Here is a 25,211-nt window from a genome sequence, read left to right as displayed (position 1 = left end):
CACATGGAAATTGGTTTAAAGGAGGACTGCGTGTGAGCAGTAAATTATTTGAACAGGGGCGTTGCTTGTATGAAAATTCCCTGCAATCTGAAAAGCAGCTGGCAGGATGGCGGATGGAAGGGGAGGCTGTTATTTCCTTCGAAGAAAAAGGGCTTATTCTTGAAAATGCATTGGATGCAGACGAGTACGGAGATGATGCCCATTTTGTTTACTGGTGCCCAGAAAATTTTCCTGATCAAATTATCATCGAGTGGGATTTTTATCCGGTAAGGGAGCCTGGTTTATGCATGGTTTTTTTCGCGGCAACAGGCAGGCATGGTGAAGATTTGTTCGACCCCGCTCTCCCGGTTCGTACTGGAAGGTATCCAGAGTATCATTCAGGCGCTGTCAATGCTCTTCATCTTTCTTACTTTCGTCATAAGCATGCAGAAGAGCGTGCTTTCAGAACGTGCAACTTGCGCAAAAGCTATGGATTTCACCTGGCGGCTCAAGCAGCTGACCCGCTTCCACCCGCAGAAGATGCACTGGAAGCTTATCGAATGAAAGTCATTAAATACGATGCTTTTATCGAGTTTTACATCAATGATTTTCCTGTACTGTCATGGACCGATGACGGCCAGGCAGCAGGGCCTGTATTCAGAGGAGGGAAAATTGGCTTTCGGCAAATGGCCCCGATGAAAGCGGCCTATTCGAATTTAACTATACATGAAGCCCTTTTAAAGAACGATGAAAGGAACGGAAAAAGATGAACAGTATGCTGGGCGGTATGTACCGGATAGCGGAATGGCTAATGAAGCTCGCTTATTTAAACCTGTTGTGGCTGCTGTTTACACTGGCAGGAGGATTTGTTCTCGGTTTCTTTCCGGCAACTACATCCATGTTTGGCGTCATTCGAAAATTGATCATGGGAAACGAAGAACAGCCGATTTTCAAGATGTTCTGGCAGATGTATAAAAAGGAGTTTATAAGAAGCAATCGATTAGGAATCATTGTTTCTGTGGCAGGTTATATGCTTTATTTCGATGTAATGTATTTAAGAGGGGCTGAAGGTATTTTAGGATTTATTTATTATCCTATTTTAATAGTATTATGTGGATTCATTTTAACGCTTTTTTATTTGTTTCCCATTTTTGTTCATTATGAAATAACGGTTTTTCAAGCTGTGAAAAATGCTTTCTGGATCATGGTGCTTCATCCGCTTTCAACGATTTTAATGATAGCCGGAACGGTGACGCTTTTTTTTCTGCTTGTCACAATTCCGGGGCTGATCCCATTTTTTAGTGTAAGCGGAATGGCTTTTGTTTTAATGTGGGCGGCACTGCTTGCTTTTGCGAAAGCGGAAGAAAAACAAAAAGCAGCAGCCTGATAAAAAATAAAAGGAAGTGGAAAAGTGGCGAAAGTAATCGTAACGTTCCCGAAAGGAAAACACAAAGTGCTGACCCTAAGCTACGATGATGGAAAAGCAGCCGACCGCCGGTTAGTAGAACTGTTTAACCGGTGCGGGCTTAAGGGCACATTTCATTTGAATTCAGGACTGCTTGGGACAGGAGACCGGATTCCGGAAAAAGAAATTTCCGCGCTGTATAAAGGGCATGAGATTTCCGCTCATACATGCACGCATCCAACGATTGAGCGTTCTCCAAAAGAGCAGCTGGCCAGTGAAGTGATGGAGGATCGAAAGCAGTTAGAGCAGATCGCCGGCTATACAGTGAGAGGCATGTCTTACCCGAATGGCTCATACAATTCATTCATTAAATCCATGCTGCCTTTTCTCGGAATAGAATATGCGAGAACAGTAAATAGCACAGGTTTGTTTTCAATGCCGGATGATTTTCATGAATGGAACCCAACCTGCCATCACAAACATAATTTGATGGGCAAAGCAGAAATGTTTGCGGGCCTTCATAAAACACAGTATTTATACATGATGTATGTGTGGGGCCACAGCTATGAATTTGATCACGATAACAACTGGGGAATGATGGAGGGGTTTTGTAAATTTATCGGAGGGCGCGAGGATATTTGGTATGCGACAAATATTGAAATTGTTGACTATATGAACGCATTCCGGGCGTTGAAATTTTCCGCAGACAGCAGCTTTGTTTACAATCCGTCTGCTATTTCTGTCTGGCTTTCTGTAGATGAAAAAATTGTAGAAGTAAGAGGCGGGGAACAGGTCGGACTCACAAGTAAAAAAAGCACTTCCTGAAGCCGCATTTAGTGGTCAGGAAGTGCTTTTTTTACATTCGGTATCCAAGCTCCCGGGAAATCTCGTTTGATGTTTCACGCACCTTCCGGACGAGCTCATCGTTGACCCGCTCCATGGTGATACGGTGAACCGGGCCGGAGACACTGAAACTGGCAACAATGTTACCCTGAAAATCACGGATTGGCGCGGCAATACAGCGGATGCCTTCTTCATTTTCAATATTATCCAGTGCATAGCCCTGCTTTTTTACAATAGCAATTTCTTCGTTTAACTCTTCCAGTGACCCAATTGTTTTGGCTGTTCGTCTTACAAATTCGATGGAAGAAACAGCCTGTTCATACTCCTTTTCCAACATTCCTGAAAGCAAAACCTTTCCTACTCCTGTGCAGTACATTGGATTCCGGCTGCCAACCCTGGAATACATTCGAATCGTCTGGTTGCTTTCAATTTTATCAATATAAACAACCTCTCCGTTATCTTCAATGCACAAGTGAATAGTTTCATTAATATCCTCGCATAATTTCTCCAACAATGGACGGGCAGCGGAAATAATACCGCTGTTAGTCGTCATATTACGCGACAAGTATAAAATCTGATAGCCAAGCAGGTATTTTTCCGTTTTTTTATCCTGTGTGACGTATTTCATATTGATCAATGTGCTGAGCAGCCGGTGAATGGTGCTTTTCGAAAGGCCGGCTTGCTCCGCAAGGCGGCTGATCTGGATGCCGTCCGGATAGTCTGACATGATATTTAAAAGGGTTAGTGCGCGCTCAAGTGATTGGACATTGGACATATTTGCTCTCCTTCAAAGAAATGCTTTTTCTATCTATCATAGGGAATGAAATTTTTTTTGTAAACCAATGTATTTTCTATATTTTTCTGAATAGGGGTTGCAAAAATAAAAAAGCGTTTTATAATAAAGTTATGAAAAACAGAACAATGTTCCGCATTGTGGAACAAAATAAAAAGGAGTGCATATTAATATGAAAACGCTTTACGCCCATCATCCGGAAGATGTAAAAAATTACACAACTGACAAGCTGCGTGAACAATTTTTAATGGAAAAAGTTTTCGTCCAGGACAGCATTGAATTAACATACAGCCATGTTGATCGGATTATTTACGGTGGTGCCATGCCTGTTGAGAAAGCGCTGACAATGGAGGCGGGCGAAGAATTGGCAGCAGAGTACTTTCTTGAACGCCGTGAAATGGGAGTTATTAATGTCGGAGGAGATGGCAAGGTAACCCTTGATGGAAAGGTATATGAAATCAACAGCCGTGACGGCCTTTACGTTGGAAAAGGAACAAAAGAAATTGTCTTCGAATCAAACGACTCGGGGAACCCGGCCAAGTTTTATATTAACTCCTGCCCGGCCCATCATTCTTATCCAACAGTGAAAGTCGGCCTTGATAATGCGATTGCACGGCCGCTTGGTGCAGATGAATCGATGAATAAACGGACAATCTATCAATTTATTCATCCGGATGTTTTAGAATCATGCCAGCTGAGCATGGGAATGACCATGCTGGAAAAAGGAAGCGGCTGGAACACGATGCCATGCCACACACATGAACGCCGCATGGAGGTTTATTTCTACTTTGATATGGAAGAAGATACACGCGTATTTCATATGATGGGGCAGCCGCAGGAAACGCGCCACATTTTAATGGCAAATGAGCAGGCGGTTCTATCCCCGAGCTGGTCTATTCACGCTGGAGCCGGAACAAACAACTATACATTCATTTGGGGAATGTGCGGCGAAAATATTGATTTTGATGATATGCAGTTCGTTGATATGAAAGATTTGCGCTAATTAAAGGATGGTAGTAGAAATGACAGTTATTATTACCGATTGCGACCATAAAGACATTGAAATCGAATCATCCCTTTTTAATACGGAATCCATTCCTTTTAAGCTGAAGCAATGCAAAACAGAAGATGAGGTAATACAGCATGGCCAGCATGCTTCTGTTTTTCTTAATCAGTATGCTCCTATTACAGAGAAAGTTATGAAGGCGCTGCCAGAATTAAAGCTGGTTGTACGTTACGGAGTAGGAGTCAATAATGTAGATCTTAAGGCAGCGGAAGAATATGGAGTGCAAATTTGCAATGTGCCTGATTACGGTACGAATGAAGTGGCAGACCATGCATTAGCGTTAATGCTGTCATTGACAAGGAAAATTCCACTCATGAATAGTTATGTGAAAAAAGGTGTATGGGATTATCAAAAAAGCATTCCAATTTTCAGGCATGGAGATCAGACGGTTGGCATTATCGGTCTTGGGAGAATTGGATTATCTTTTGCCCATAAAGCCCATGCGCTTGGATGCCGCGTAATTGGCTATGATTTAAAAGAAGAATCAAGGGAAATCCCTGACTTTATTGAAAAAGTTACAATGGATAACATCCTTGATCAATCAGATGTTATCTCCATCCACTGTCCGCTTGATACAGCGTACCACTTAATAGGTATTGCCGAGCTGAGAAAGATGAAAGAAACTGCTTATCTCATAAATGTATCCAGAGGCGGGATTATTGATGAGCAGGCATTACATGAAGCGCTTCAAGAAAAGTGGATTGCCGGGGCTGCTTCAGATGTAGCAGAACAGGAGCCGCTTTCTCCGGATACACCTTTGCTGCAGCATGAAAACTTTTTATGCACACCGCATATGGGCTGGTATTCAGAGCAGGCCGCTTTGGAATTAAAAAGGAAAGCAGCCGAGGAAGCGATTCGTTTTCTGCGGAATGAGCCAGTTTACTATCCGGTCAATCAATTAAGTAATAAGGGAGTAAAAAAATGAAAAAATCATTCAAATCATTATCTATTGCTGTAACCGTTTTCCTCGTGATGTCGCTGCTGGCTGCCTGCGGCGGCGGAAGCGGAGAGGGAAATGAGTCAGGAGGAGAGTCCTCCTCTGGAAAAACAACAACCTTGAAAGTCGCATTTAACCAGCCAGAAAACCATCCGCAGTACAAGGCAATGGAAGAGTTCGGCAAGAAGCTTTCTGAGCGTACAGATGGAGCTTATGAAGTTGAAATTTACCCAAATGAGCTATTAGGTGCGCAGCGTGAAACAATTGAGCTGGTTCAATCCGGAACTATCGCGATGTCAATTGTAGCGGGAAGCTTAATGGAAAACTTTAATGAAGATTTTTCCGTTTTCAATCTTCCATATGTTTTTGATTCAAGGGAGCACCAGATGAGTATTTTAAATGACGAAGAAGTAGTTGGAGACTTATACAAGTCTGTTGAAGGTCAGGGCATGAAAGTGCTTGGAGCTTTCCACAGCGGCGTTCGTAACGTATATAACAAGGAAAAAGCAATTGAAACACCAGAAGATCTGGAAGGTATGAAAATTCGCATTATCGAAAGTGACACAAACATTAAAATGATGGAAGCAATGGGCGGCGTCGGCACTCCAATGGGACAGGGTGAAGTGTATACGGCGATTCAGTCCGGTGTTATTGATGGCGGAGAAAACAATGAGCTGATTTATTCTAACCTTAAGCATGCTGAAATTGCTCCCTACTATTCTTATACAAAGCATTTGATGATTCCAGATTACTTAATTATCAATAATGATTTGATGAATGGCATGTCAGAAGAGCATCAAAACATCTTTAAAGAAGAGCTGGCAGCGGCTATTGATACGGAAGTTGAGCTCTGGGATGAAGATGTGAAGGCAGCGATTGAAGCAGCGGAAGCGGCAGGAGCAAAATTCAATGAGCCTGATGTAAAGGTATTCCAGGAAGCAGTGCAGCCTGTGATTGATGAAAAATTAACGACAGATAACGCAAAAGCGCTTTATGAAAAAGTGCGCGAAGCTGCCGAATAACTACTGGAGTGATATCCGATGAATTTAATCAAAACATTATTGGATAAAATACTTGGCACGATTTGTATGATACTGTTTGGCTTCCTTGTTGTACTCGTCACATGGCAGGTTGTTACTCGGTTCGTTTTCAACGAACCGAGTATGATTTCCGAAGAGTTAGCCAAATATTGTTTTGTCTGGCTGGTTTTATTCGGCGCCGCCTTTGTTTTTGGCGAGAACGGTCATATGTCAATCGAGTTTATTAAAGAACGGTTTCCGAAAAAGATGACAATGGGTGTAGAGATTTTAATTGAATTGATTATTATCGCCTTTGCTGCACTGGTTCTCATCAAAGGCGGGTTATCCGCAACAAGCTTAGCGTGGACCCAAATGTCAGCTGCCCTGCAAATTCCTGTCGGGTATCTTTACTCAGCCATGCCTTTAAGCGGCTTGTTTATTGTCTATTACTGTTTAAATAATATTTACCTTGTTTTAAAAAGAAAAAAACCGCTTGAAGAAATGCACTTGAAAGCGGAGGGAGAATAATATGGATCCAGCGTTATTAGCCGCATTAATTTTATTTTTGGGGGTTGCTGTTCTATTAATTATCGGGGCCCCTATTAGTGTAAGCGTAGGATTTGCTTCGGTTCTGGCCGTTTTTTCTATTCTTGATTTTGATAATGGGCTGCTTACGGCTGCACAGCGTATGTTCACAGGTATGAATTCCTTTGCTCTTTTGGCCATTCCATTCTTTATTTTGGCCGGAGTCATTATGAATAATGGCGGGATTGCCATTCGTCTTGTTAATTGTGCCAAAGTGTTGAGCGGCAGGCTTCCTGGTTCACTTGCCCATACGAACGTGGTAGCAAACATGATGTTTGGTTCAATTAGCGGCTCGGCAGTTGCCGCTGCAGCAGCGGTTGGCGGAACGATGGCACCGCTTCAGGAAAAAGAAGGATATGATCGGACTTTCAGTGCAGCGGTTAATATTGCTTCCGCTCCAACAGGTATGCTGATTCCACCCAGCAATACATTAATTGTTTACTCTCTCGTCAGTGGAGGAACGTCTATTGCCGCTTTGTTTATGGCGGGTTACTTGCCAGGTATTCTCTGGGGATTAGGCTGTATGGCTGTTGCTTTCATTTTGGCCAAAAAATATGGATATAAACATGATGATGGAGTCACATTTAAACTTGCTTTAAAAGTATTTTTAGATGCTATTCCAAGCCTTCTGCTCATTGTTATTGTCATCGGCGGGATTATCGGAGGTGTATTTACAGCAACAGAAGGATCAGCGATTGCAGTCGTTTATTCGCTTCTTCTTTCGTTTATTTACCGCACCATTAAAATAAAAGACCTGCCCCGTATTTTACTTGAATCCACCCGGACAACGGCTATTGTTATCTTTCTGATCGGTGTTTCTTCTATTATGTCCTGGGTAATGGCTTTTACAAATATTCCAGGCATTATTGCTGATGCATTGCTCGGTTTAACAGACAATATGTTTCTGATTTTGCTGATTATGAACATCGTTTTGCTAATTGTGGGGACATTCATGGATCCAACTCCAGCTGTGTTGATTTTTACACCGATTTTCCTGCCGATTGCTCAAAGCTTTGGTATTGATCCTGTTCATTTCGGCATTATGGTTGTTTTTAACTTGAGTATTGGAACTATCACACCGCCAGTAGGTCCTGTTTTATTCGTTGGAACGAAAGTGGCTAAGCTGCGGATTGAACAGGTAGTCAAACCGCTTTTGCCTTTCTTTGTGGTAACAGTGGCGGTTTTAATGCTTGTGACGTATATCCCATCTTTGTCATTGTACATTCCTGAGTTGTTTGGTTTGATGGGCAATTAAAATACTAATGAAGGAAGGGGCGGTATTAGAATGAAAGCTATTGTTTACCAGGGAGCGGAAAACGTAAAAGCCGTTGAAAAAGAAAGCCCTATTCCTAAAGATGGAGAAACACTTATCCAAGTGGCGCATGCAGGGATTTGCGGAACAGACTTAAATATTTTTGCCGGTACTCACCCAAGAGCTCAAGCGCCACTAGTAATGGGTCATGAGTTTTCCGGTGTTATTGCATCCAAGCATCCAAAATTACCTGAAGGAACACCTGTCACAGTTAATCCGCTTCTTACATGCGGCACATGCCGGCCGTGCTTAAACGGGGAAAGCCATGTATGCGAACAGTTGAAGCTTATCGGGATTGATACGGATGGTGGCATGGCTGAGTATGTATCCGTTCCGACAGAAAGCATTATTCCGCTTCGCGAGGGCACCTCGCTTGCGGCAGGAGCGTTAGTTGAGCCGATTGCTGTTGCGGTGCACGCGGTAAGACAGGGAAAATACAAACCTGGTGATCAGGTGGTCGTATTTGGAGCCGGCACTATTGGTCTTTGTACTGCGATGGTTCTTCGTAAGTTCGGTGCAGATGACGTAACGGTTGTGGAAACAAACGGGGAACGGATAAAAAAAGCTGAGGAACTTGGCTTTCAAACAGTCAATCCAATGCAGGATTCCATGAAGTATAACGCAGATATAGTATTTGATTGTGCCGGGCATCCAGCTGTTATTCAGCAAGTAACGGACGTAGTTAAAGTACGGGGGCATATAGTAATTGTTGCTGCCTACAAAAAGCCGGCCGAAGTGAACTTGCTTCAGGGAATGTTTAAAGAATTGTCTTTCCAATTTGTCCGGGTTTACACCGCGAAAGATTTTGAATTGGCTGTGGGAATCATTCACTCCGACCCAGACTTTGAAAAAATTATTACACATGTGCTTGAGCCTGAAGAAGCCCAGGGAGGGTTTCAGTTATTAACTACCCCTTCTGACGCAGTAAAAGTTATGTTTCAATTTAACTAAAAGGTGCGGTGGACAATGAACGATTTGTTTGACTTAACGGGAAAAACGGCCGTTGTCACAGGCGGGACCCGGGGACTCGGGAAGGAAATAGCGAAAGGGCTTGCCTCGGCAGGAGCGAACGTTGTAGTAATTGCCCGCTCTATTTCCGAAGAAGTTTTAACAGAACTGAGCAAAGAAGGTACCCGTATTCTGGGTCTTTCCTATGATCTTCAAGATATAAACGGGTATAAACAATTGCTTGAGCATATTGACGGGGAAATGGGCAGTGTGGACATCCTGGTAAATAACGCGGGTGTTCAAAGGCGTCATCCATCTGTCCATTTTCCCAAAGAAGATTGGGATTTTGTTATGGATGTTAATGTGAATGCTGCTTTTTTTCTCTGCCAGGCTGCGGGGGAAAAAATGCTGGCTCAAGGATCTGGGAAAATTATTAATCTGGCTTCTCTTTTATCATTTCAAGGAGGTCTTACCGTGCCGGCTTATGCGGCCAGTAAAGGAGCCGTTATGCAGTTTACGAAATCATTGGCCAATGAATGGGCTCCGCTTGGTGTAAATGTGAATGCGATAGCGCCTGGCTATATGGCTACTGAAATGAATGAAGCCTTAATAGCTGATCCACAGCGGTCAAGACAAATTCTAGAGCGAATACCTGCTGGCCGGTGGGGAACAGGCCAGGATATACAGGGAGCTGCCATTTTTCTGGCATCGAAAGCATCAGATTACGTTAACGGTTATACCATAGCCGTTGATGGCGGATGGCTTGGACGATAACAAAGGAGGAAATAAAAAATGGGATTTCAACAAGGTTTCTTTTCATTGAAAGGAAAAACCGCTCTTGTGACAGGAGCAAGAACGGGAATCGGGCAGGCGATCTCTGTCGGGCTTGCCGCTTCCGGCGCGCACGTCCTGCTGCTTGGGCATCGTGATAATTTAGATGAAACGAAAGCGAAAATTGCAGAAGTTGACGGCACATGTGAAACCGTTTTAATCGATTTAAGCCAGACGGACAGCATCCGGGAGCAAATAAAGCCGGTGCTCGAGGATCACCAGATTGATATTCTGGTAAACAATGCAGGCGTTATTTACCGTGAGCCGGCTGTGGCGTTTAGCGAGACAGAATGGAACAGGGTAATGGATGTTAACATTAATGCCGTCTTTATTTTGTCGCAGGAAGTCGGGCGCGGCATGGTCGAACGGGGTGCCGGGAAAATCGTTAATATTGCTTCTCTTCTTTCTTTCCAGGGCGGTGTGTTCGTCCCGGCTTACACAGCAAGCAAGCATGCAGTGGCCGGCCTGACAAAAGCACTTGCGAATGAATGGGCTGCAAAAGGGGTGCAGGTCAATGCAATTGCACCGGGCTACATTGAAACCAATAATACGGAGGCGCTTCGCAATGACCCGGATCGGAGCAAGTCCATTTTGGACCGGATTCCAGCAGGAAGATGGGGGTCGCCTGATGATATTGCAGGAGCTGCCGTGTTTCTTTCTTCAAAAGCGGCTGATTATGTAAATGGTCATGTTCTAGTGGTAGACGGCGGCTGGATGGGCCGATAAAAGGGGGCAAAAGGGATGGATGTTATTACAATTGGTGACGGTATGATTACGTTTGATCCGGCTTCAAAAGGGCCGCTTCGCTTTGTCAGCCAGTTTCAAAGAAAAATCGGCGGAGCTGAACTGAATGTGATGCTTGGCTGTGCCCGGCTCGGTCTTCGTTCCGGCTGGATCAGCCGGCTCGGCAAAGATGAATTTGGCCGGCATATTTTAAATACCGTCCGGGGGGAAGGCGTCGATATTTCTGAAGTAAAGCTTGAAGAGAAATATGCGACGTCGCTGAATTTCAAAGAAGTACAGGAATCAGGAGCAGGGCGGACCTTTTATTACCGCCTGCCGTCTCCAACAGAAACGCTGACACCGGATGCACTTCCGGAAGAATATATTAAACAGGCGAAAATCCTTCATGTAACAGGCGTTTTTCCGGCCATTCAGCCGCAAAATCGGCAGGTGATCCTTCGAGCAGTTCAAATTGCGAAGGAAAATGGCGTGAAAGTATCCTTTGATCCAAACATCCGCCTTCGCCTGTGGTCAAAAGAAGAAGCGCGGGAAACAATTTTATCTTACTTGCCTTATGTAGATTATTTATTGACCGGCCGCGAGGAGCTGGAAATAGTATTTGATTCCGAGGATGATAGCTTTTTGCGTCATGCGCTCGGCGGGTTTTCCTTTGAGCAGGTCATTATGAAAGATGGAGAAAAAGGAGCAGCCGTTCTTCAAAATGGCTCATGGAAGCACGTTGCCGGCTTTCCGGTTTCAAAAGTGGTCGATACAGTCGGTGCGGGAGACGGGTTTGATTCCGGATTTTTATACGGCACACTGCAGGGCTGGCCGGTAGAGCGCTCGCTCGAATTCGCCAATGCGATTGGAGCCATGGTTGTGCAGGTGAACGGTGATAATGAGGGCTTGCCTTACTTAGAAGAAGTCGAAGGATTTTTAGGACAGCGGGAGACCATTGAAAGGTAGGGAATAGAATGATAGTTGATCAGTTAGCAGCAGCACCGATTGTGCCGATTCTACGGAAAGTGCCTTATGAAAAAAGTGCCCAGATTGTGAAAGCTCTTATCGATGGCGGTGTTGCATCGATTGAAGTGACAATGGAAACGGAGCGGGCAGAAGATATTATAGCAGAAGCGATTGATGCGTATGGGGCGCAGGTTCTGGTAGGCGCCGGCACTGTGTTAAATGTTGATGACTGCCGCCGTGCGATTGAAGCAGGGGCCCAGTTTATCGTGACACCCGCGCTTGATGAAGAAGTCGTTTCCTATGCGGTTGAAAAAGGGGTTCCTATTATTCCAGGTGTATTTACACCGGCCGAAATGATGCGGGCGGTGAAGCTTGGCGCAGAAGCGATTAAGTTATTTCCAGCATCCGTGCTTGGCCCGGCATTTATTAAAGATGTGAAAGGACCGCTTGGCCATATTCCCATCATGACAACAGGCGGAATCACGCTGGAAACAGCAGCGGACTATATTCAAGCAGGTGCGGCAGCCGTTGGAACGGGCAGTGCCCTGCTAAAAAAAGAGCTGATTGCTTCTGAGGATTGGGAAGGCCTCAAAAAAGAAACCGAGCAATGGCTTGCTGCAGTAAGCGGAAACAGAGTAATGGGCTGAAGCCAGATAATAAAACAGGGACCGGAAAATCCAGCCCAATGACCGAATTTTTCACTGTTTCGGACGCAGGGGCAGCTATTTCGGTCCGTTTTTCATTTTGAATATGAGGGAGGAAAAAGCATGAAAATCGGAATTCGAGGACATGATTTAGAAAAAATGCCGGCGGAGCAGCTGGCAAAAACAATATCGGAAAAAGGCTTTAACGCCGTTCAGCTGGCGGTCGGAAAATCATTCGATTTCTACACCGGTCCCGGCAGTTTAACGAAAGAAATTTCCCGGGAAATAGGTGGAATATTTCAAAAGCATGATGTGCAAATCACGGTGCTCGGCTGCTATATTCAAATGATCCATCCTGACCCGGATATCCGCCGGAAAGAGCTGGAGCGCTTTAAAGAGCATCTGGCGGCTGCCGGGGACTTCGGCTGCCTGTTTGTCGGCACCGAAACCGGCAATGTGAACGCCGAAATCGCTTATACAACGGATAACTTCGAGGAAGAGCCTTTTTTAGCAGTAGTGGACAGCATGAAAGAACTGGCTGCAGAAGCGGAAAAGCATGAAGCCTTTATTGGAGTGGAGGCGGGTGTAAACCATCCGATTTATTCTCCGCAAACGATGAAGCGCCTTCTTGATCTTGTAGATTCCGAATACGTGCGGGTGATTTTTGATCCAGTAAATCTGCTGACGGCTGATACATGGGAAAAGCAAGGGGAAATTTATGAGGAAGCATTTGAGTTGTTTGGCGATAAAATTGCGGTTCTCCATGCCAAAGATGTGGAACTCCAGAATGGAAAGCTTCAAGCAGTGCCAGTAGGCAAAGGCTTGATCGACTATAAAAAGGTGTTCAGCCTGATAAAGGAAACGGGAAGGTCCATTCCGGTTTTGCTTGAGGATGTACGTGATCCATTCATTGAAGAAAGCCGCCAGTTTCTTGTTAATCAAAATCACTGATTTTTAAACAAAATCCCCGGTAAAATTCTATTCGAATTTTTGGCTGATTCTTATAAACTGAAGAAAAAGGGGATGATCAGATGGTTCAAATGATGACCAATGGCGTGTATCGTTTTTGTGAATGGGTGACCCGTCTCGCCTATTTAAATATTCTATGGATCACTTTCTCGATGGCCGGTTTGCTTCTTTTTGGATTTTTCCCCGCCACGGCTGCACTGTTTTCCGTTACCCGGCGCTGGACAATGGGAGAATGGGATATACCTGTTTTTCGGACTTTCTGGACAACGTATAAAACAGAATTCTGGCGGGCGAACCGGCTTGGATTAATCATTGTGCTGCCGGCCGTTTTGTTCCTGGCAAACTTTATGATTTTTGAGCAATATGGAGCACCGCTTCCATTTATGCCATTTCTGCTAACAAGTTTTTTTCTGCTTTATGGGGTAGTTGCATTATTTCTCTTTCCAGTGTATGTTCACTATAACGTCACGCTGAAACAGACGGTCAAGTACGCCCTTGCGATAGGCCTATTGCGGCCGATTCAAACGGTCATAATGATCGCCAGCTTAATCGGAATGACGTATATTATCGTGCAGCATATTACGTTTGTTTTATTTTTCAGTGGAAGCGCTTTCGGATTCGTGCTTATGTGGTTTGCCATGAAAGCTTTTAGCAAAGTCACCGAGAAGCAGGGAGAAGCGTCTCTGCAGCAAACGTAACCAGTGCGCCGGGGAGGGTGCATATTATTGAAGTGGGTATGGCAGTTTCTTGTCAACACGTTTGAAAACTTAAAAATTAAGTATAAATTTATTGTTTTTGTTTCAGGCATCATGTTTATTTTCTTGGTATTTACGATAGTCGGCCTGCAGTATACGTTTAAAACATATGATCAGCAAATTTATCGAAAGTCCTCTCAGGTGCTCAGCATGTCGTCTGACAGTGTGGAAAATGAATTGCAGCGCATTCAAGACATTTCCTTTGAAATTGTGACCGACCCTTCTCTTATTAAACAGACCGCCAATACAAAGAAAGAAACAAACCGCTATGAGCAATACGGTATTCAGACAGCCATCAGCGACAGGCTGGGCGATTATATCAGTTCAGAGAAGTACATCCACTCTATTTACTTAATCGATTCAAACGGAAAAATGTACTCGGCCGGCAATTCGCTGGCCCCGGCGTCAGAGGAAGAAAAAGCGATGCTGATCCGGCGTGCAGAGCAGGCGAAAGGCTCGAATGTATGGGTGACGGCAGACGGTATGAACCGTTTTTTAACCGCCGCCCGGCAAATTCGTTCCTATGAAAATTTAAGTATGGAAAACCTCGGAACAATTGTGATCCGTGTAGATCTTGCCAAGATTGTCGCCTCATTGCCCGAAGAATGGGAAGACACAAAAGGCAACATGATGATTTCCAATGGCGATCATGTCTTTTTTTCAGAAGAAAGCATAAAGCCGTTTCGGGACTTTTCATTTTCCGGACAGACGGGCCAGGGATATACCATTACGGAGCTGGATAAAAAACGATATTTTGTAACATATGTAAAAACATCGTTTGCAGGCTGGACTTACTGGCACTTTATTCCATTCGATGCGGTGTTTTCAAGTATTACAAAAGTCAAATATTCTATTATCGCAGCTTCAATTGTTTTATTGCTGGCAGTTATTGCGACGGTTGCTCATTTTACGAGGAAAATTACAACGCCGATTGAAGAGCTGGTGGAAACAATGCATCACATACAGAAAGGGGATTTTGCAATCGCGGAAACACTGCCCCCTCCTCCCAGGCATCATGATGAGATTGGGATACTGCACCGCGATTTTACATTTATGGTACAGCGCATTAATGAGCTTATTAAGGAAAATTATGAAAAGCAGCTTCTGTTAAAGGAAACAGAGTTCAAAGCGCTTCAGGCCCAGATTAATCCGCACTTTTTGTATAACACACTGGAATCGGTAAATTGGCTGGCAAAAGCAAACAAGCAGACCCAGATCTCTAAAATGGTTGAATCACTCGCCTATTTGCTGCGAAACTCTATTAATTTAAAAGAAGATATCGTGACAATCCGGCAGGAAGTAGATTTGGTCAGCCATTACGTGACTATTCAGAAGTTTCGCTTTGAGGAACGGCTGGATTTTCATATTAAAGTGGAAAAGGAAGTATATGAGTGCCGTATTCCCAAGCTGACGATCCAGCCGCTGATTGAAAATGCGATTCATTATGCGCTGGAAAAAATTATTGATCCATGTACAATTACAATTAAAGCATATAGAAAACAGGGAGCTGTTTTTGTAACAGTTGAGGATAATGGACCCGGCATGGATGCGCAATTTCTTGAAAAGCTGCAAAAAGGTGAAGTGAAAACACGCGGTACGGGGATTGGGTTAAAAAACATTGACGAGAGGACAAAGCTGTTTTTTGGGGAAAAGTATGGACTTTCTATTCACAGTGCACCGGAAAGCGGAACAGCTGTAACAGTTTTTTTACCTTACGAAACGGGGGATGAAAACCATGTACAAAGTGTTGCTGGCGGATGACGAGCGCATTATTTTGGAAGGGATTTCAAGCGTGATCGATTGGGGATCGCTTGAAACAGAGCTTGTAGCAACAGCGCGCAATGGGATCGAAGCGTACGACAAAATTGTGGAACATCATCCGCATATTGTGATCAGTGACATTAAAATGCCGGGAATGGATGGCCTGGAACTGGCAGGAAAGGTCCGGGCTGACTTTCCGGACACCCAGTTTATTGTGCTGTCAGGATTTGGAGAGTTTGAATATGCAAGGTGTGCCATGCAGCACGGTGTGAAAAACTATTTATTAAAGCCGTGTAATGAAGCAGATATTATCGAAACAGTCACTGACGCTGTCAACGAGCTTAAGCAAAGAGAGCAGGAACGGCAGCTGTTTGAAGAAATAAGGTATGAACAGACCATTGACACAGCCAGAAAACCATGTAAGCAGTATTCGTCTATTATCAATGAGGTAGTTAATATTATTTATGAACATTTTAGTGATAAACACCTGTCATTGAAATGGGTTGCAGGGGAAATGCTTTATATGAATGCGGATTATCTTGGCAAGCTGTTTAAGCAAGAAACAGGTGAGCGTTTTTCTGGTTATTTAACAAAGGTGCGTATAGAAGAAGCGATGAAGCAAATCGGCCAGATGGATGATGTCCGGGTTGCCGATTTAGCGGAACGGACCGGATTTGGAGACAATCCGCAGTATTTCAGCCAGGTATTCAAAAAGTATACAGGCGTTACACCAACAGAATACCGAAAAGCGATTTAACCCATCCTGACTCTGGTCAGGTTATTTTTTTTCTTATTTTGGTAATCACTGTTTTTTAAACATTGTTATCGGGTTTTTGTATTTAAATTATCCGAGAAATCAATAAAATAAAGGTTGTAAGCACTTTCAATAAAGAAGCGAAAGCGGGGGATTGGGATGAAAAAATTAATGCTGTCACTGAGCAGCCTTATGCTGGCTGCGGGACTTGCCGGCTGTGGAGATGAAAGCAGCGGCGGGACGAGCGGTGAAGTAAAAGAGGATGGAGCAAAAGAAGATATTACGCTTCGGGTTGCCTGGTGGGGCGGACAGCCGCGTCATGATTATACGATGAAAGTTATCGAAATGTATGAAGAAGCAAATCCGCATGTAAACATTGAAGCGGAATTTGCAAACTGGGATGATTACTGGAAAAAGCTAGCGCCAATGGCCGCAGCGAATCAGCTTCCTGACATTATTCAAATGGATACAGCTTATTTATCGCAATACGGCGAGAAAGGCCAGCTGGAAGATTTAACGTCTTATACAAAAGACGGCACGATCAATGTTGACAACATCGATGAAACAACGCTTGCGGGCGGCAATATCGGTGACAAGATGTATGGGTTTAACCTTGGTTCCAACGTATTATCCGTTATTACAAATGATGACATGCTAAAAGAAGCCGGGGTTGAATTGAACGAAGAAAACTGGACATGGGATGACTTTGAGAAAGCAGCCATTGATGTACAAAAAGCAACGGGCAAATACGGCACAAACCCAATGAATCCGCCGGATGTTTTCTTCCCGTATTATTTACGTACACAGGGTGAGCGTTTTTACAATGAAGACGGAACAGGCCTTGCTTACAAAGACGATCAGCTATTCGTTGATTTCTTTGAGCGCCAGGTACGTTTGATTAAAGCGAAAGCGTTCCCAACGCCGGATGTTTCAGCACAAATTAAGGGGCTTGAGGATGACTTTATCGTAAAAGGCGAAGCAGCCATGACATGGAACTACTCCAATCAGTACCTTGGCTTTGCTCAATTAACAGATGCGCCGCTTACGATCAATCTGCCGCCTGAACAAACAGAAAACAAAGCGCTGTTCCTGCGTCCAAGTATGTTCTTTTCTGTTCCAAAAAGCTCTGAGCATAAAGAAGAAGCTGCCAAATTTATTGATTTCTGGACAAATGATGTAGAAGCAAACAAATTGATCAAAGGCGACCGCGGTGTACCGGTTTCTTCTGAAATACTTGAAGCATTAAAGCCTGAGTTGTCAGAAGATGAAGTGAAAATCTTCGAATATGTAGAACGCGCGTCACAAAACGCAAGCCCTGCTGATCCGCCAGATCCGCTTGGCAGTGCAGAAGTGATGAAAGCTTTAAAAGATATCTCGGACCAAATTTTGTTTGAAAAAATCACGCCTGAAGAAGGAGCGAAGAAATTCCGCGAGCAGGCTGATGAGATTTTAAGTAGAAATGGTTAAGAGCCGGGCGGGAGTACGAATTGGTCGTACTCCTGCTTCTTTAAAACACGAAAGGACGTGACCCCAATGAAATTACGCCCGTCAGGAGATAATCTGGCCGGTTATGCATTTATCTCTCCATTCATTATTGGATTTCTAGCCTTCACTATTATCCCAATGGTTGTTTCACTTTATTTGTCTTTCACAAACTATGACCTGTTTTCGACTCCTCAATGGGTTGGGCTCGGCAACTATATTGAAATGTTTACAGGAGACGAAAAGTACTGGACAACAATTAAAGTTACCTTCACATATGTTCTTGCTGGAGTGCCGCTTCGTTTGACATTTGCATTGATTGTTGCAATGCTTTTGAACCGTGCTTCCCGCATGGTTGGTATATACCGGACACTGTTTTATCTGCCGTCCATCATTGGCGGAAGTGTTGCGGTTGCGATTATGTGGCGCAACATTTTCGGGAATGAAGGGACGATCAACCAGCTGCTTTTCTTTATGGGAATCGATCAAAAAATCTACTGGTACCAGGAGCCGACATCTGCTCTTTGGACACTTATTCTGCTGTCGGTCTGGCAGTTCGGTTCATCGATGCTGATCTTCCTTGCCGGCTTGAAGAATATTTCACCGGAATATTACGAAGCAGCCAGCGTAGATGGAGCCAATCCATTTCAAAAGTTTTTCAAAATTACACTGCCGCTGCTAAGCCCGATTATTTTCTTTAACCTGGTTATGCAGACGATTTCAGCGTTTATGACTTTTACACCGGCTTATATCATTTCAAAAGGGGAAGGCGGCCCTCTTGATGGAACGCTGCTTTACTCACTTTATTTGTTCCAAAAAGCGTTTAACTTCTTCCAAATGGGCTATGCATCTGCAATGGCATGGGTCATGCTGCTGATCGTTGGAATCTTGACCTTAATTTTATTTAAAACATCCAAGTACTGGGTGCATTACGAGTCGAAGGAGGGGTAACAAATGAAAGCATTACAGGAATCACCGCAGGCGGAGCCCCGGCAACTTCAAGTGCAAAAACCAAAATTTAAATGGGGAAAATGGCTGTATCACCTTGTTACTGGCGCATTTGCCCTGCTGATGCTGTATCCGATTATCTGGCTGTTAATGAGTTCGTTTAAAGAAAGTTCACAGGTGTTTGTCACAGCACACTCATTAATCCCGGACCCATTCATTTTAAGCAATTATACACAGGGATGGGAAGGGATTGCCGGCCAGTCATTTGGCACTTTTATTAAAAACTCACTGATCATTGTTGGGTTTTCCACCATCGGCGCGGTCATTTCTTCAGCACTGATCGCATACGGGTTTGCACGGATTTCATTTAAAGGAAAAGCCTTTTGGTTCGCCTGTATGATGGTATCTATGATGCTGCCGCATGAAGTCGTCATGATCCCGCAGTACATCATTTTTGCCAAGATTGGCTGGCTGAATTCGTTCTTGCCAATCATTGTTCCGCAGTTTTTCGGTCATGCGTTCTTTATCTTTTTAATGGTTCAGTTTATCCGCAACATTCCAATTGAGCTGGATGAAGCTGCACGTATTGATGGATGCGGCCGGTTCGGTATCTTCTACAAAGTTATTGTGCCATTGATTGTACCGGCCATGGCTACGGCTGCCATCTTCTCGTTCTACTGGAAATGGGAGGACTTGATCAACCCGGTTCTTTACTTAAACAGTCCGGACAAATATCCAGTCTCTCTTGCGTTAAAGCTGTTCCTTGATTCAGAAACTGCTTCTAACTGGGGTGCGATGTTCGCAATGTCTGTTGTATCGCTTCTGCCGGTTATCTTGATTTTCTTCCTGTTCCAAAAATATATTGTTGAAGGTATCAGTACAAGCGGGTTGAAATAAGAAACAAAAAGGAGCGGCCAGATGGAAAAACAGATTTGTTTATTTATTGCCGGCGATTCTACCGCAGCCAGTTGCCCGCCCCATGAAGCTCCAATGGCGGGGTGGGGCCAGGTGGCAGCCGAGTTTTTCACTGATAAAGCTAAGGTTGTTAATGCCGCTAAAGGCGGCCGCAGCTCTAATAGCTTTATTGAAGAAGGGCTGCTTGAAGAAATTTGGGAAACCATTGGAGCGGGAGATTATTTGTTTATTCAATTCGGCCATAACGATCAAAAGGACTATGGAACGGAGCCATGGACCACATACCCTCATTCCCTGGCCCAGTACATCGACGGAGCCAGGGAAAGAGGAGCGCTGCCGGTGCTCTTAACATCTGTGCAGCGCCGTACGTTTGGGGAAGATGGGTCAATTCAAAATTCGCTCGGTGATTATCCGGATTCCATGCGCAGGCTGGCCGATGAAAAAGATGTGCCGCTTATTGATATGTGGGTGAAAACAAAGGAACTGTACGAGGCATACGGACCTGAACGCTCCAAAGAACTGTTCACCTGGTTTGAGCCGGGTGAAAATGATAATTACCCCGAGGGCATTCAAGACAATACCCACTTTTGCGAGACGGGTGCACGTAAAGTCGCGGCGCTTGTTGCAGAAGGAATTAAAGAGTTGAATTTGCCGCTGAAGGCATATATAAAGGAGGCCATTCCCAATGGCTGAAAAGCTGTATCATGGTGCTTGCTTTTACCCGGAATTATGGGATGAAAAAACGATTGCTGAAGATATCGAATTAATGAAAAAAACGGGCATTAACGTTGTCCGCATCGGTGAATTTGCCTGGTCGAAAATGGAGCCGGAAGAAGGGGAAATCGACGTCAGCTTTTTCAAAAACATGATTACCCGGCTATATGAAAACGGAATTGAAACCGTCCTCTGCACGCCAACACCAACACCTCCGATCTGGTTTTCGCACGGCCATCCGGAACGTATGCATATTGATCAGGAAGGGCGTGTCATGAGCCACGGCTCAAGGCAGCACGCCTGTACAAATAATGCGTATTTTCGGGAAAAGTCAGCTCTTATTACGGCAGAGCTGGCGAAAGAAGCAGGACGGCTGCCGGGCCTGATTGCCTGGCAGCTGGATAATGAGTTTAAGTGCCATATTGCGGAATGCATGTGCGGCACATGCAAAACATTGTGGCATGACTGGCTGCGGGCACGTTACGGAACAATTGAGCAGTTAAATGAAGAATGGGGCACGCACATTTGGAGTGAGTATTATCAGTCATTTGAACAAATTCCTCAGCCGGTTGCGACACCTTTTCTTCATCATTCATCTCTGCAGACGATGTACCGGATTTTTTCATCAGAAAAAATCGCCGAGTTTGCAGATGAGCAGGCCGAAATTATTCGGCAGTATTCGGATGCACCTATTACGCATAACAGTACACTCTTTTTTTCTGTCGATAATGAACGGCTGTTTCAGCATTTGGATTTCGCCTCCTTCGATACGTACACCCCGCAGGAAAAAATGGAATCATACCTATTAAACTGCGATGTATGGCGGGGATTAAAGAAAAACACGCCTTACTGGGTAATGGAAACGAGTACGTCCTACGCAGCATCACTTGAAAGTTACGCGAATCCGCATGCGAATGGCTACCTGCAGGCAGAAGCTGTGGCCGCTTACGCACTCGGCGGCCAGGGGTTCTGCTACTGGCTGTGGCGCCAGCAGCGCTCTGGTTCTGAGCAGCCGCACAGTGCGGTCATCAGTGCCTGGGGCGAGCCGTCTGTCGGCTACCGGAATGTATTGCAGGTCGAAGAAATTCGAAAAGAACTTGAGCCGATCATGCTTCGGACCAAACCGGTTCAAGCCGACATCGCCATTACGTATTCCGACCGCGCCCGTATGTACCATCTGACTGAGCCTCATAACGGTATTCATTATAAAGACTTGATGACTGAGCTGTATAACGTCTTTGTAACAGAAGGTTTTCATCGTGATGTATTGCCTGAAGGAGGGGACCTCACGGGTTATAAACTGCTGTTTACACCGCTTCTTCCCTACACGTCAGACGACTATTTGGAAAAAGCGAAAGCCTTTGTGGAAGCCGGCGGCATTTGGATTGCCGGCCCGATGACAGGCGGGCGGACAAAGGAGCATACCATTCACACGGATCGGGCTCTGGGAAAACTGGAGCAATGGGCCGGCGTCAAAACATTATTTACATTCCCCATGGATGAGAAAACAACAGCAGGCGAAGCGTTTGGCAAGGAAGCGCCGCTTGGATTATGGAGCGCGGTTTTTGAGCCGGAGGGAGCAGAGGCAGTGGGCACCGTCACAAAAGGCGTAACATCGGGCAAAGCCTTTTTAACCGAGTATAAAGCGGGCAAAGGCAAAGTCATCATGCTTGGATCTCTGCCAAGAGGTGAAGAAGGAAAAGAATTGATGGCGCAGATCATTCGCCACTATGCCAGTGAAGCGGGAGTGACTGTTAAAACAGACGTATCCCCTGGCACGATTGCAGCACCGCGCGAAACAGAAGACGGGCAGACTTTCTGGGTGGTCGTCAATATGGACGGAAAAGGCGGCAGGGTCACAGTTCCCTCAGAAGGAACGATAACGTTTGAGCCGTACGAATATAAAGTCATCGAATTCAAAAAAGAAGGTGTTTTGCATGAATCATAAAGTCGAGAATGTGAAAATTGCTTACATAGGAGGCGGTTCACAGGGCTGGGCAAAGCGGCTAATGAACGATCTGGCACTTGAGCCGCGAATAAGCGGCATGGTCTCGTTATACGATATTCATCCAGAAGCGGCCCGAAAAAATGCGGAAATCGGCAACCGCGTATCAGAACGCCCAGAAGCTGCTGGCAAATGGAAATACGAAGCAACCGGTGACATAAAAGAAGCACTGGCCGATGCGGACTTTGTTATTATCTCGATTTTGCCAGGCTCATTCGATGAAATGGCTTCAGATGTTCATGCCCCCGAGAAGTATGGCATTTACCAGTCCGTTGGGGATACAGTGGGCCCGGGCGGAATGATTCGCGCTTTGCGGACCATTCCGATTTACAAAGAGATCGCCCAAAATATTAAAGCATATGCTCCCGATGCGTGGGTGATTAACTATACAAATCCAATGACGTTATGCACCCGAACACTATATGAAGTCTTTCCTGAAATAAAAGCATTTGGCTGCTGCCACGAAGTGTTTGAAGTGCAGCACCTGCTCGCTGACATGGTGCAAGAAATGACAGGAAGAGCAGTTGAACGCCGGCAGGACATTCATGTAAATGTGCTCGGCATTAATCACTTCACCTGGATTGACCGGGCCAGCTATCAAAATATCGACCTGATGCCGCTTTATAAAGAATTCGTACAAAAGTATGCAGAAACGGGCTACGAAAAGGAGCCGGGCAGCTGGGTGAACAGCGTATTTTCATCGGCGAACCGGGTGAAATTTGACCTGTTTAACCGCTATGGCTTAATTGCCGCAGCCGGTGACCGCCATCTGGCAGAATTTATGCCGCCCGTTTATTTGGAAAGCCCGGAAAAAGTAAAAGAGTGGAAGTTTCATTTAACACCGGTTGACTTTCGTGTTAAAGATCAACAAATGAAAGTTGAGCGGAATCAAAAAGTGGCAGCCGGGGAAGAGAATTTCGAGCTTGCACCATCGGGAGAAGAAGGAGTAGCTATTATTGCCGCTCTTCTCGGTCTTGAAGAGCTGGTGACGAATGTGAATATGCCAAACAACGGGCAGATTGCGAACTTGCCGCATGGCGCAGTCGTAGAAACCAATGCGGTTCTTCGCTTCAACAGTGTACAGCCTGTTTTGGCCGGCAGCCTTCCGGTTGATTTGCAGGGAATGATCAGCCGTCACGTGGCAAACCAGGAAGCCGTTTTGAAAGCAGCTTTTGAAGAAAACAGACAGCTGGCTTTTAATGCTTTTGTGAATGATCCACTTGTTGCACCAATTGGGCTGGAGCAGGCGGAAGCGTTATTTGAGGAAATGATTGAGAATACAAAATCACATGTTGGAGGAGGTTTTGTTCGTGATCGCAACGCATACGCATCGTCATGACATTGAACAAACCATTGAGCTGCTTATTGATAATCTGGTAAATTTAAACGATCCGGACGGTAAATACGCGATTCCGCTTGCGGATGGCCGGAAGATTGATAACAAGAGCTTTAACTACTGGGAATGGACGGCAGGCGTTGGCCTGTACGGCATGATGAAATATTATAAGCTGACAAAAAAGCAGCATGTTCTTGATATTGTCGTCAAGTGGTTTGAGGATCAGTTTAAAGAGCAGCCTGTTGAGAAAAACGTGAACACAATGGTGCAGCTGTTAACGATGGCTTATTTGTATGAAGAAACAGGAAACCCAACATACCTGCCGTATCTGGAGTCATGGGGTGACTGGCTGTATCATGATATGCCGCGGACAAAAGACGGCGGCATTCAGCATGTTGTCTTCGGTTCGGAAAACAACCAGCAGCTCTGGGATGATACACTGATGATGAGTGTGCTTCCGCTGACAAAAATTGGCCTGCTGCTGGACAAGCCCGAATATGTGGAAGAAGCGAAAAAGCAATTTCTTGTGCACATCAAGTACTTATTTGATAAAAAAACCGGCCTCTGGTTCCACGGCTGGACGTTTGAAGGAAATCATAACTTCGCGGAAGCGCTATGGGGACGCGGCAACTCCTGGATTACGATCGCGATTCCGGAATTCCTTGACCTGGTCGAGCTTCCGGCTAATGATCCGGTCCGCCAGGTGCTGATTGACACACTGGAACGGCAGCTGGAAGCCTTGCAGACGTGCCAGAATGAAAACGGGCTCTGGCACACACTGCTGCTTGATCCGACTTCATACGTGGAGGCTTCCTGTACAGCCGGCTTCGGTTTTGGCACATTAAAAGCCGTCCGTAAGCGGTATGTCGGGAAAAAGTATAAAGAAATGGGCTTAAAAGCGGTCGAAGCTGTTATTGAAAACATTGATGAAACCGGCGCGCTGCAGCATGTGTCTGCCGGCACCGCTATGGGCGAAACGCTTGAGTTTTACAAGCAAATTCCGGTTACGGCCATGCCATATGGCCAGTCGATGGCGATTTTATGTTTAGTAGAATATCTATATGTAAAATTGTAAGAAGCGAAGGAAGCGGGCGTGATTAACACGCATAGAGGCCCAATACCTCCTAAGAAAAAACCGCCCGGCTGCAGAATCACGCCGCAGTTTAAACACAAAGAAGAGGCTGGGCCATAACTAAATTGACCATTCTTAAAGCCGAAGAACCTTTAGTTTAATGAAGCGATATTAAATAAAAACCCAAACTATTGCGAAACTCTAAATTAGAATTCCGCTTGATAGTTCGGGTTTTTATTTGGCTAAAATACTTTTGTCCCAGCCTCTTTCAGCTTGTAGACAATGTCATTCACTTCATAATTGAACAAATGATTTTACCTATTGTTTCTCAGAAAAAGCGTACGAGAACAGAGCTTGACCCGGGTGAGTGCGCGTTCTATGGGGCAGGCGCTGAGCTCGTCTCTTAGCTGCCCGCTGGTCCCATAGAAGTCTGCGCCCCGCGCCTGCCG

Annotated in this window: 25 protein-coding genes; 24 read left to right on the top strand and 1 reads right to left on the bottom strand. The window is 45.0% G+C overall.

Annotation, left to right across the window (positions count from 1 at the left end; genetic code table 11):
• Positions 1 to 32: 32 nt before the first annotated feature.
• The 3 genes from VP98_RS15410 to VP98_RS15400 are packed head-to-tail and all read left to right on the top strand — an operon-like array spanning position 33 to position 2,209.
• Positions 33 to 749, top strand: coding sequence for a DUF1961 family protein (locus VP98_RS15410; protein WP_046176298.1), 717 nt, complete (start codon positions 33 to 35; stop codon positions 747 to 749).
• Positions 746 to 1,366 (top strand): YesL family protein, encoded by a 621-nt coding sequence (locus VP98_RS15405; protein WP_046176297.1) that lies wholly within the window; start codon positions 746 to 748, stop codon positions 1,364 to 1,366. Before VP98_RS15410 ends, VP98_RS15405 begins: the two co-directional genes overlap by 4 nt.
• A gap of 24 nt (positions 1,367 to 1,390) precedes the next feature.
• The gene (locus VP98_RS15400) at positions 1,391 to 2,209 is read left to right on the top strand and encodes a polysaccharide deacetylase family protein (protein WP_046176296.1); all 819 of its coding nucleotides are present in this window, start codon (positions 1,391 to 1,393) and stop codon (positions 2,207 to 2,209) included.
• Positions 2,210 to 2,240: 31 nt separating this feature from the next.
• Here the strand turns inward: VP98_RS15400 and VP98_RS15395 are convergent, their stop codons facing one another.
• A complete protein-coding gene (locus VP98_RS15395; RefSeq protein ID WP_046176295.1) occupies positions 2,241 to 3,002 on the bottom strand; it encodes an IclR family transcriptional regulator in 762 nt (253 codons plus the stop codon).
• Between the two features lie 190 nt (positions 3,003 to 3,192).
• Between VP98_RS15395 and kduI the strand changes: the two genes are divergently transcribed.
• The 21 genes from kduI to bglB all read left to right on the top strand — a co-directional run bounded on the left by kduI (position 3,193) and on the right by bglB (position 24,765).
• Complete coding sequence (kduI, locus tag VP98_RS15390; protein WP_046176294.1) at positions 3,193 to 4,023, top strand: 5-dehydro-4-deoxy-D-glucuronate isomerase; 831 nt, start codon at positions 3,193 to 3,195, stop codon at positions 4,021 to 4,023.
• Between the two features lie 19 nt (positions 4,024 to 4,042).
• The gene (locus VP98_RS15385) at positions 4,043 to 5,011 is read left to right on the top strand and encodes a C-terminal binding protein (RefSeq protein WP_046176293.1); all 969 of its coding nucleotides are present in this window, start codon (positions 4,043 to 4,045) and stop codon (positions 5,009 to 5,011) included.
• Positions 5,008 to 6,045, top strand: coding sequence for a TRAP transporter substrate-binding protein (locus tag VP98_RS15380; RefSeq protein ID WP_052712267.1), 1,038 nt, complete (start codon positions 5,008 to 5,010; stop codon positions 6,043 to 6,045). The genes VP98_RS15385 and VP98_RS15380 overlap by 4 nt, the downstream gene beginning before the upstream one ends.
• Before the next feature lie 18 nt (positions 6,046 to 6,063).
• Positions 6,064 to 6,570 carry a TRAP transporter small permease gene (locus VP98_RS15375; RefSeq protein ID WP_046176292.1) on the top strand — a complete coding sequence of 169 codons (507 nt, stop codon included), beginning with the start codon at positions 6,064 to 6,066 and terminating at the stop codon, positions 6,568 to 6,570.
• Between the two features lies 1 nt (position 6,571).
• Positions 6,572 to 7,882 carry a TRAP transporter large permease gene (locus tag VP98_RS15370; RefSeq protein WP_046176291.1) on the top strand — a complete coding sequence of 437 codons (1,311 nt, stop codon included), beginning with the start codon at positions 6,572 to 6,574 and terminating at the stop codon, positions 7,880 to 7,882.
• A gap of 30 nt (positions 7,883 to 7,912) precedes the next feature.
• Positions 7,913 to 8,890, top strand: a complete 978-nt coding sequence (locus VP98_RS15365; protein ID WP_046176290.1) for a zinc-dependent alcohol dehydrogenase — start codon at positions 7,913 to 7,915, stop codon at positions 8,888 to 8,890.
• 15 nt (positions 8,891 to 8,905) lie between these two features.
• Positions 8,906 to 9,661: a 2-dehydro-3-deoxy-D-gluconate 5-dehydrogenase KduD gene (kduD, locus tag VP98_RS15360; RefSeq protein WP_046176289.1), complete on the top strand. Its 756-nt coding sequence runs from the start codon at positions 8,906 to 8,908 to the stop codon at positions 9,659 to 9,661.
• Between the two features lie 18 nt (positions 9,662 to 9,679).
• Positions 9,680 to 10,444, top strand: coding sequence for a 2-dehydro-3-deoxy-D-gluconate 5-dehydrogenase KduD (gene kduD / locus VP98_RS15355; RefSeq protein WP_046176288.1), 765 nt, complete (start codon positions 9,680 to 9,682; stop codon positions 10,442 to 10,444).
• Positions 10,445 to 10,459: 15 nt separating this feature from the next.
• Positions 10,460 to 11,407, top strand: a complete 948-nt coding sequence (locus VP98_RS15350; RefSeq protein WP_046176287.1) for a sugar kinase — start codon at positions 10,460 to 10,462, stop codon at positions 11,405 to 11,407.
• A gap of 8 nt (positions 11,408 to 11,415) precedes the next feature.
• The gene (locus VP98_RS15345) at positions 11,416 to 12,054 is read left to right on the top strand and encodes a bifunctional 4-hydroxy-2-oxoglutarate aldolase/2-dehydro-3-deoxy-phosphogluconate aldolase (RefSeq protein ID WP_046176286.1); all 639 of its coding nucleotides are present in this window, start codon (positions 11,416 to 11,418) and stop codon (positions 12,052 to 12,054) included.
• Between the two features lie 120 nt (positions 12,055 to 12,174).
• Positions 12,175 to 13,002 carry a sugar phosphate isomerase/epimerase family protein gene (locus tag VP98_RS15340; protein WP_046176285.1) on the top strand — a complete coding sequence of 276 codons (828 nt, stop codon included), beginning with the start codon at positions 12,175 to 12,177 and terminating at the stop codon, positions 13,000 to 13,002.
• 80 nt (positions 13,003 to 13,082) lie between these two features.
• Complete coding sequence (locus VP98_RS15335; RefSeq protein ID WP_046176284.1) at positions 13,083 to 13,718, top strand: YesL family protein; 636 nt, start codon at positions 13,083 to 13,085, stop codon at positions 13,716 to 13,718.
• Between the two features lie 27 nt (positions 13,719 to 13,745).
• Positions 13,746 to 15,536, top strand: a complete 1,791-nt coding sequence (locus VP98_RS15330; RefSeq protein WP_046176283.1) for a cache domain-containing sensor histidine kinase — start codon at positions 13,746 to 13,748, stop codon at positions 15,534 to 15,536.
• Positions 15,511 to 16,293 carry a response regulator transcription factor gene (locus VP98_RS15325; protein ID WP_046176282.1) on the top strand — a complete coding sequence of 261 codons (783 nt, stop codon included), beginning with the start codon at positions 15,511 to 15,513 and terminating at the stop codon, positions 16,291 to 16,293. Before VP98_RS15330 ends, VP98_RS15325 begins: the two co-directional genes overlap by 26 nt.
• 156 nt (positions 16,294 to 16,449) lie before the next feature.
• Positions 16,450 to 17,757, top strand: a complete 1,308-nt coding sequence (locus tag VP98_RS15320; RefSeq protein ID WP_046176281.1) for an ABC transporter substrate-binding protein — start codon at positions 16,450 to 16,452, stop codon at positions 17,755 to 17,757.
• 66 nt (positions 17,758 to 17,823) lie between these two features.
• Positions 17,824 to 18,723, top strand: a complete 900-nt coding sequence (locus tag VP98_RS15315; RefSeq protein ID WP_046176280.1) for a carbohydrate ABC transporter permease — start codon at positions 17,824 to 17,826, stop codon at positions 18,721 to 18,723.
• 120 nt (positions 18,724 to 18,843) lie between these two features.
• A complete protein-coding gene (locus VP98_RS15310; RefSeq protein WP_407919227.1) occupies positions 18,844 to 19,617 on the top strand; it encodes a carbohydrate ABC transporter permease in 774 nt (257 codons plus the stop codon).
• A gap of 21 nt (positions 19,618 to 19,638) precedes the next feature.
• Complete coding sequence (locus VP98_RS15305) at positions 19,639 to 20,328, top strand: rhamnogalacturonan acetylesterase (protein WP_046176278.1); 690 nt, start codon at positions 19,639 to 19,641, stop codon at positions 20,326 to 20,328.
• Positions 20,321 to 22,297, top strand: a complete 1,977-nt coding sequence (locus tag VP98_RS15300) for a beta-galactosidase (RefSeq protein ID WP_046176277.1) — start codon at positions 20,321 to 20,323, stop codon at positions 22,295 to 22,297. The genes VP98_RS15305 and VP98_RS15300 overlap by 8 nt, the downstream gene beginning before the upstream one ends.
• Positions 22,287 to 23,693: a family 4 glycosyl hydrolase gene (locus VP98_RS15295; RefSeq protein ID WP_046176276.1), complete on the top strand. Its 1,407-nt coding sequence runs from the start codon at positions 22,287 to 22,289 to the stop codon at positions 23,691 to 23,693. Before VP98_RS15300 ends, VP98_RS15295 begins: the two co-directional genes overlap by 11 nt.
• On the top strand, positions 23,665 to 24,765 hold the full coding sequence (bglB, locus tag VP98_RS15290; protein WP_231584197.1) for a beta-galactosidase BglB: 1,101 nt from the start codon (positions 23,665 to 23,667) through the stop codon (positions 24,763 to 24,765). Before VP98_RS15295 ends, bglB begins: the two co-directional genes overlap by 29 nt.
• Positions 24,766 to 25,211 lie beyond the last annotated feature (446 nt).

Origin of the sequence: Domibacillus indicus (genome assembly GCF_000970685.1) — a bacterium.
Classification (GTDB): Bacteria; Bacillota; Bacilli; order Bacillales; family Domibacillaceae; genus Domibacillus; species Domibacillus indicus.
Note: the sequence above shows the minus strand (reverse complement) of the source record. Positions and strands in the feature narration are given on the sequence as shown.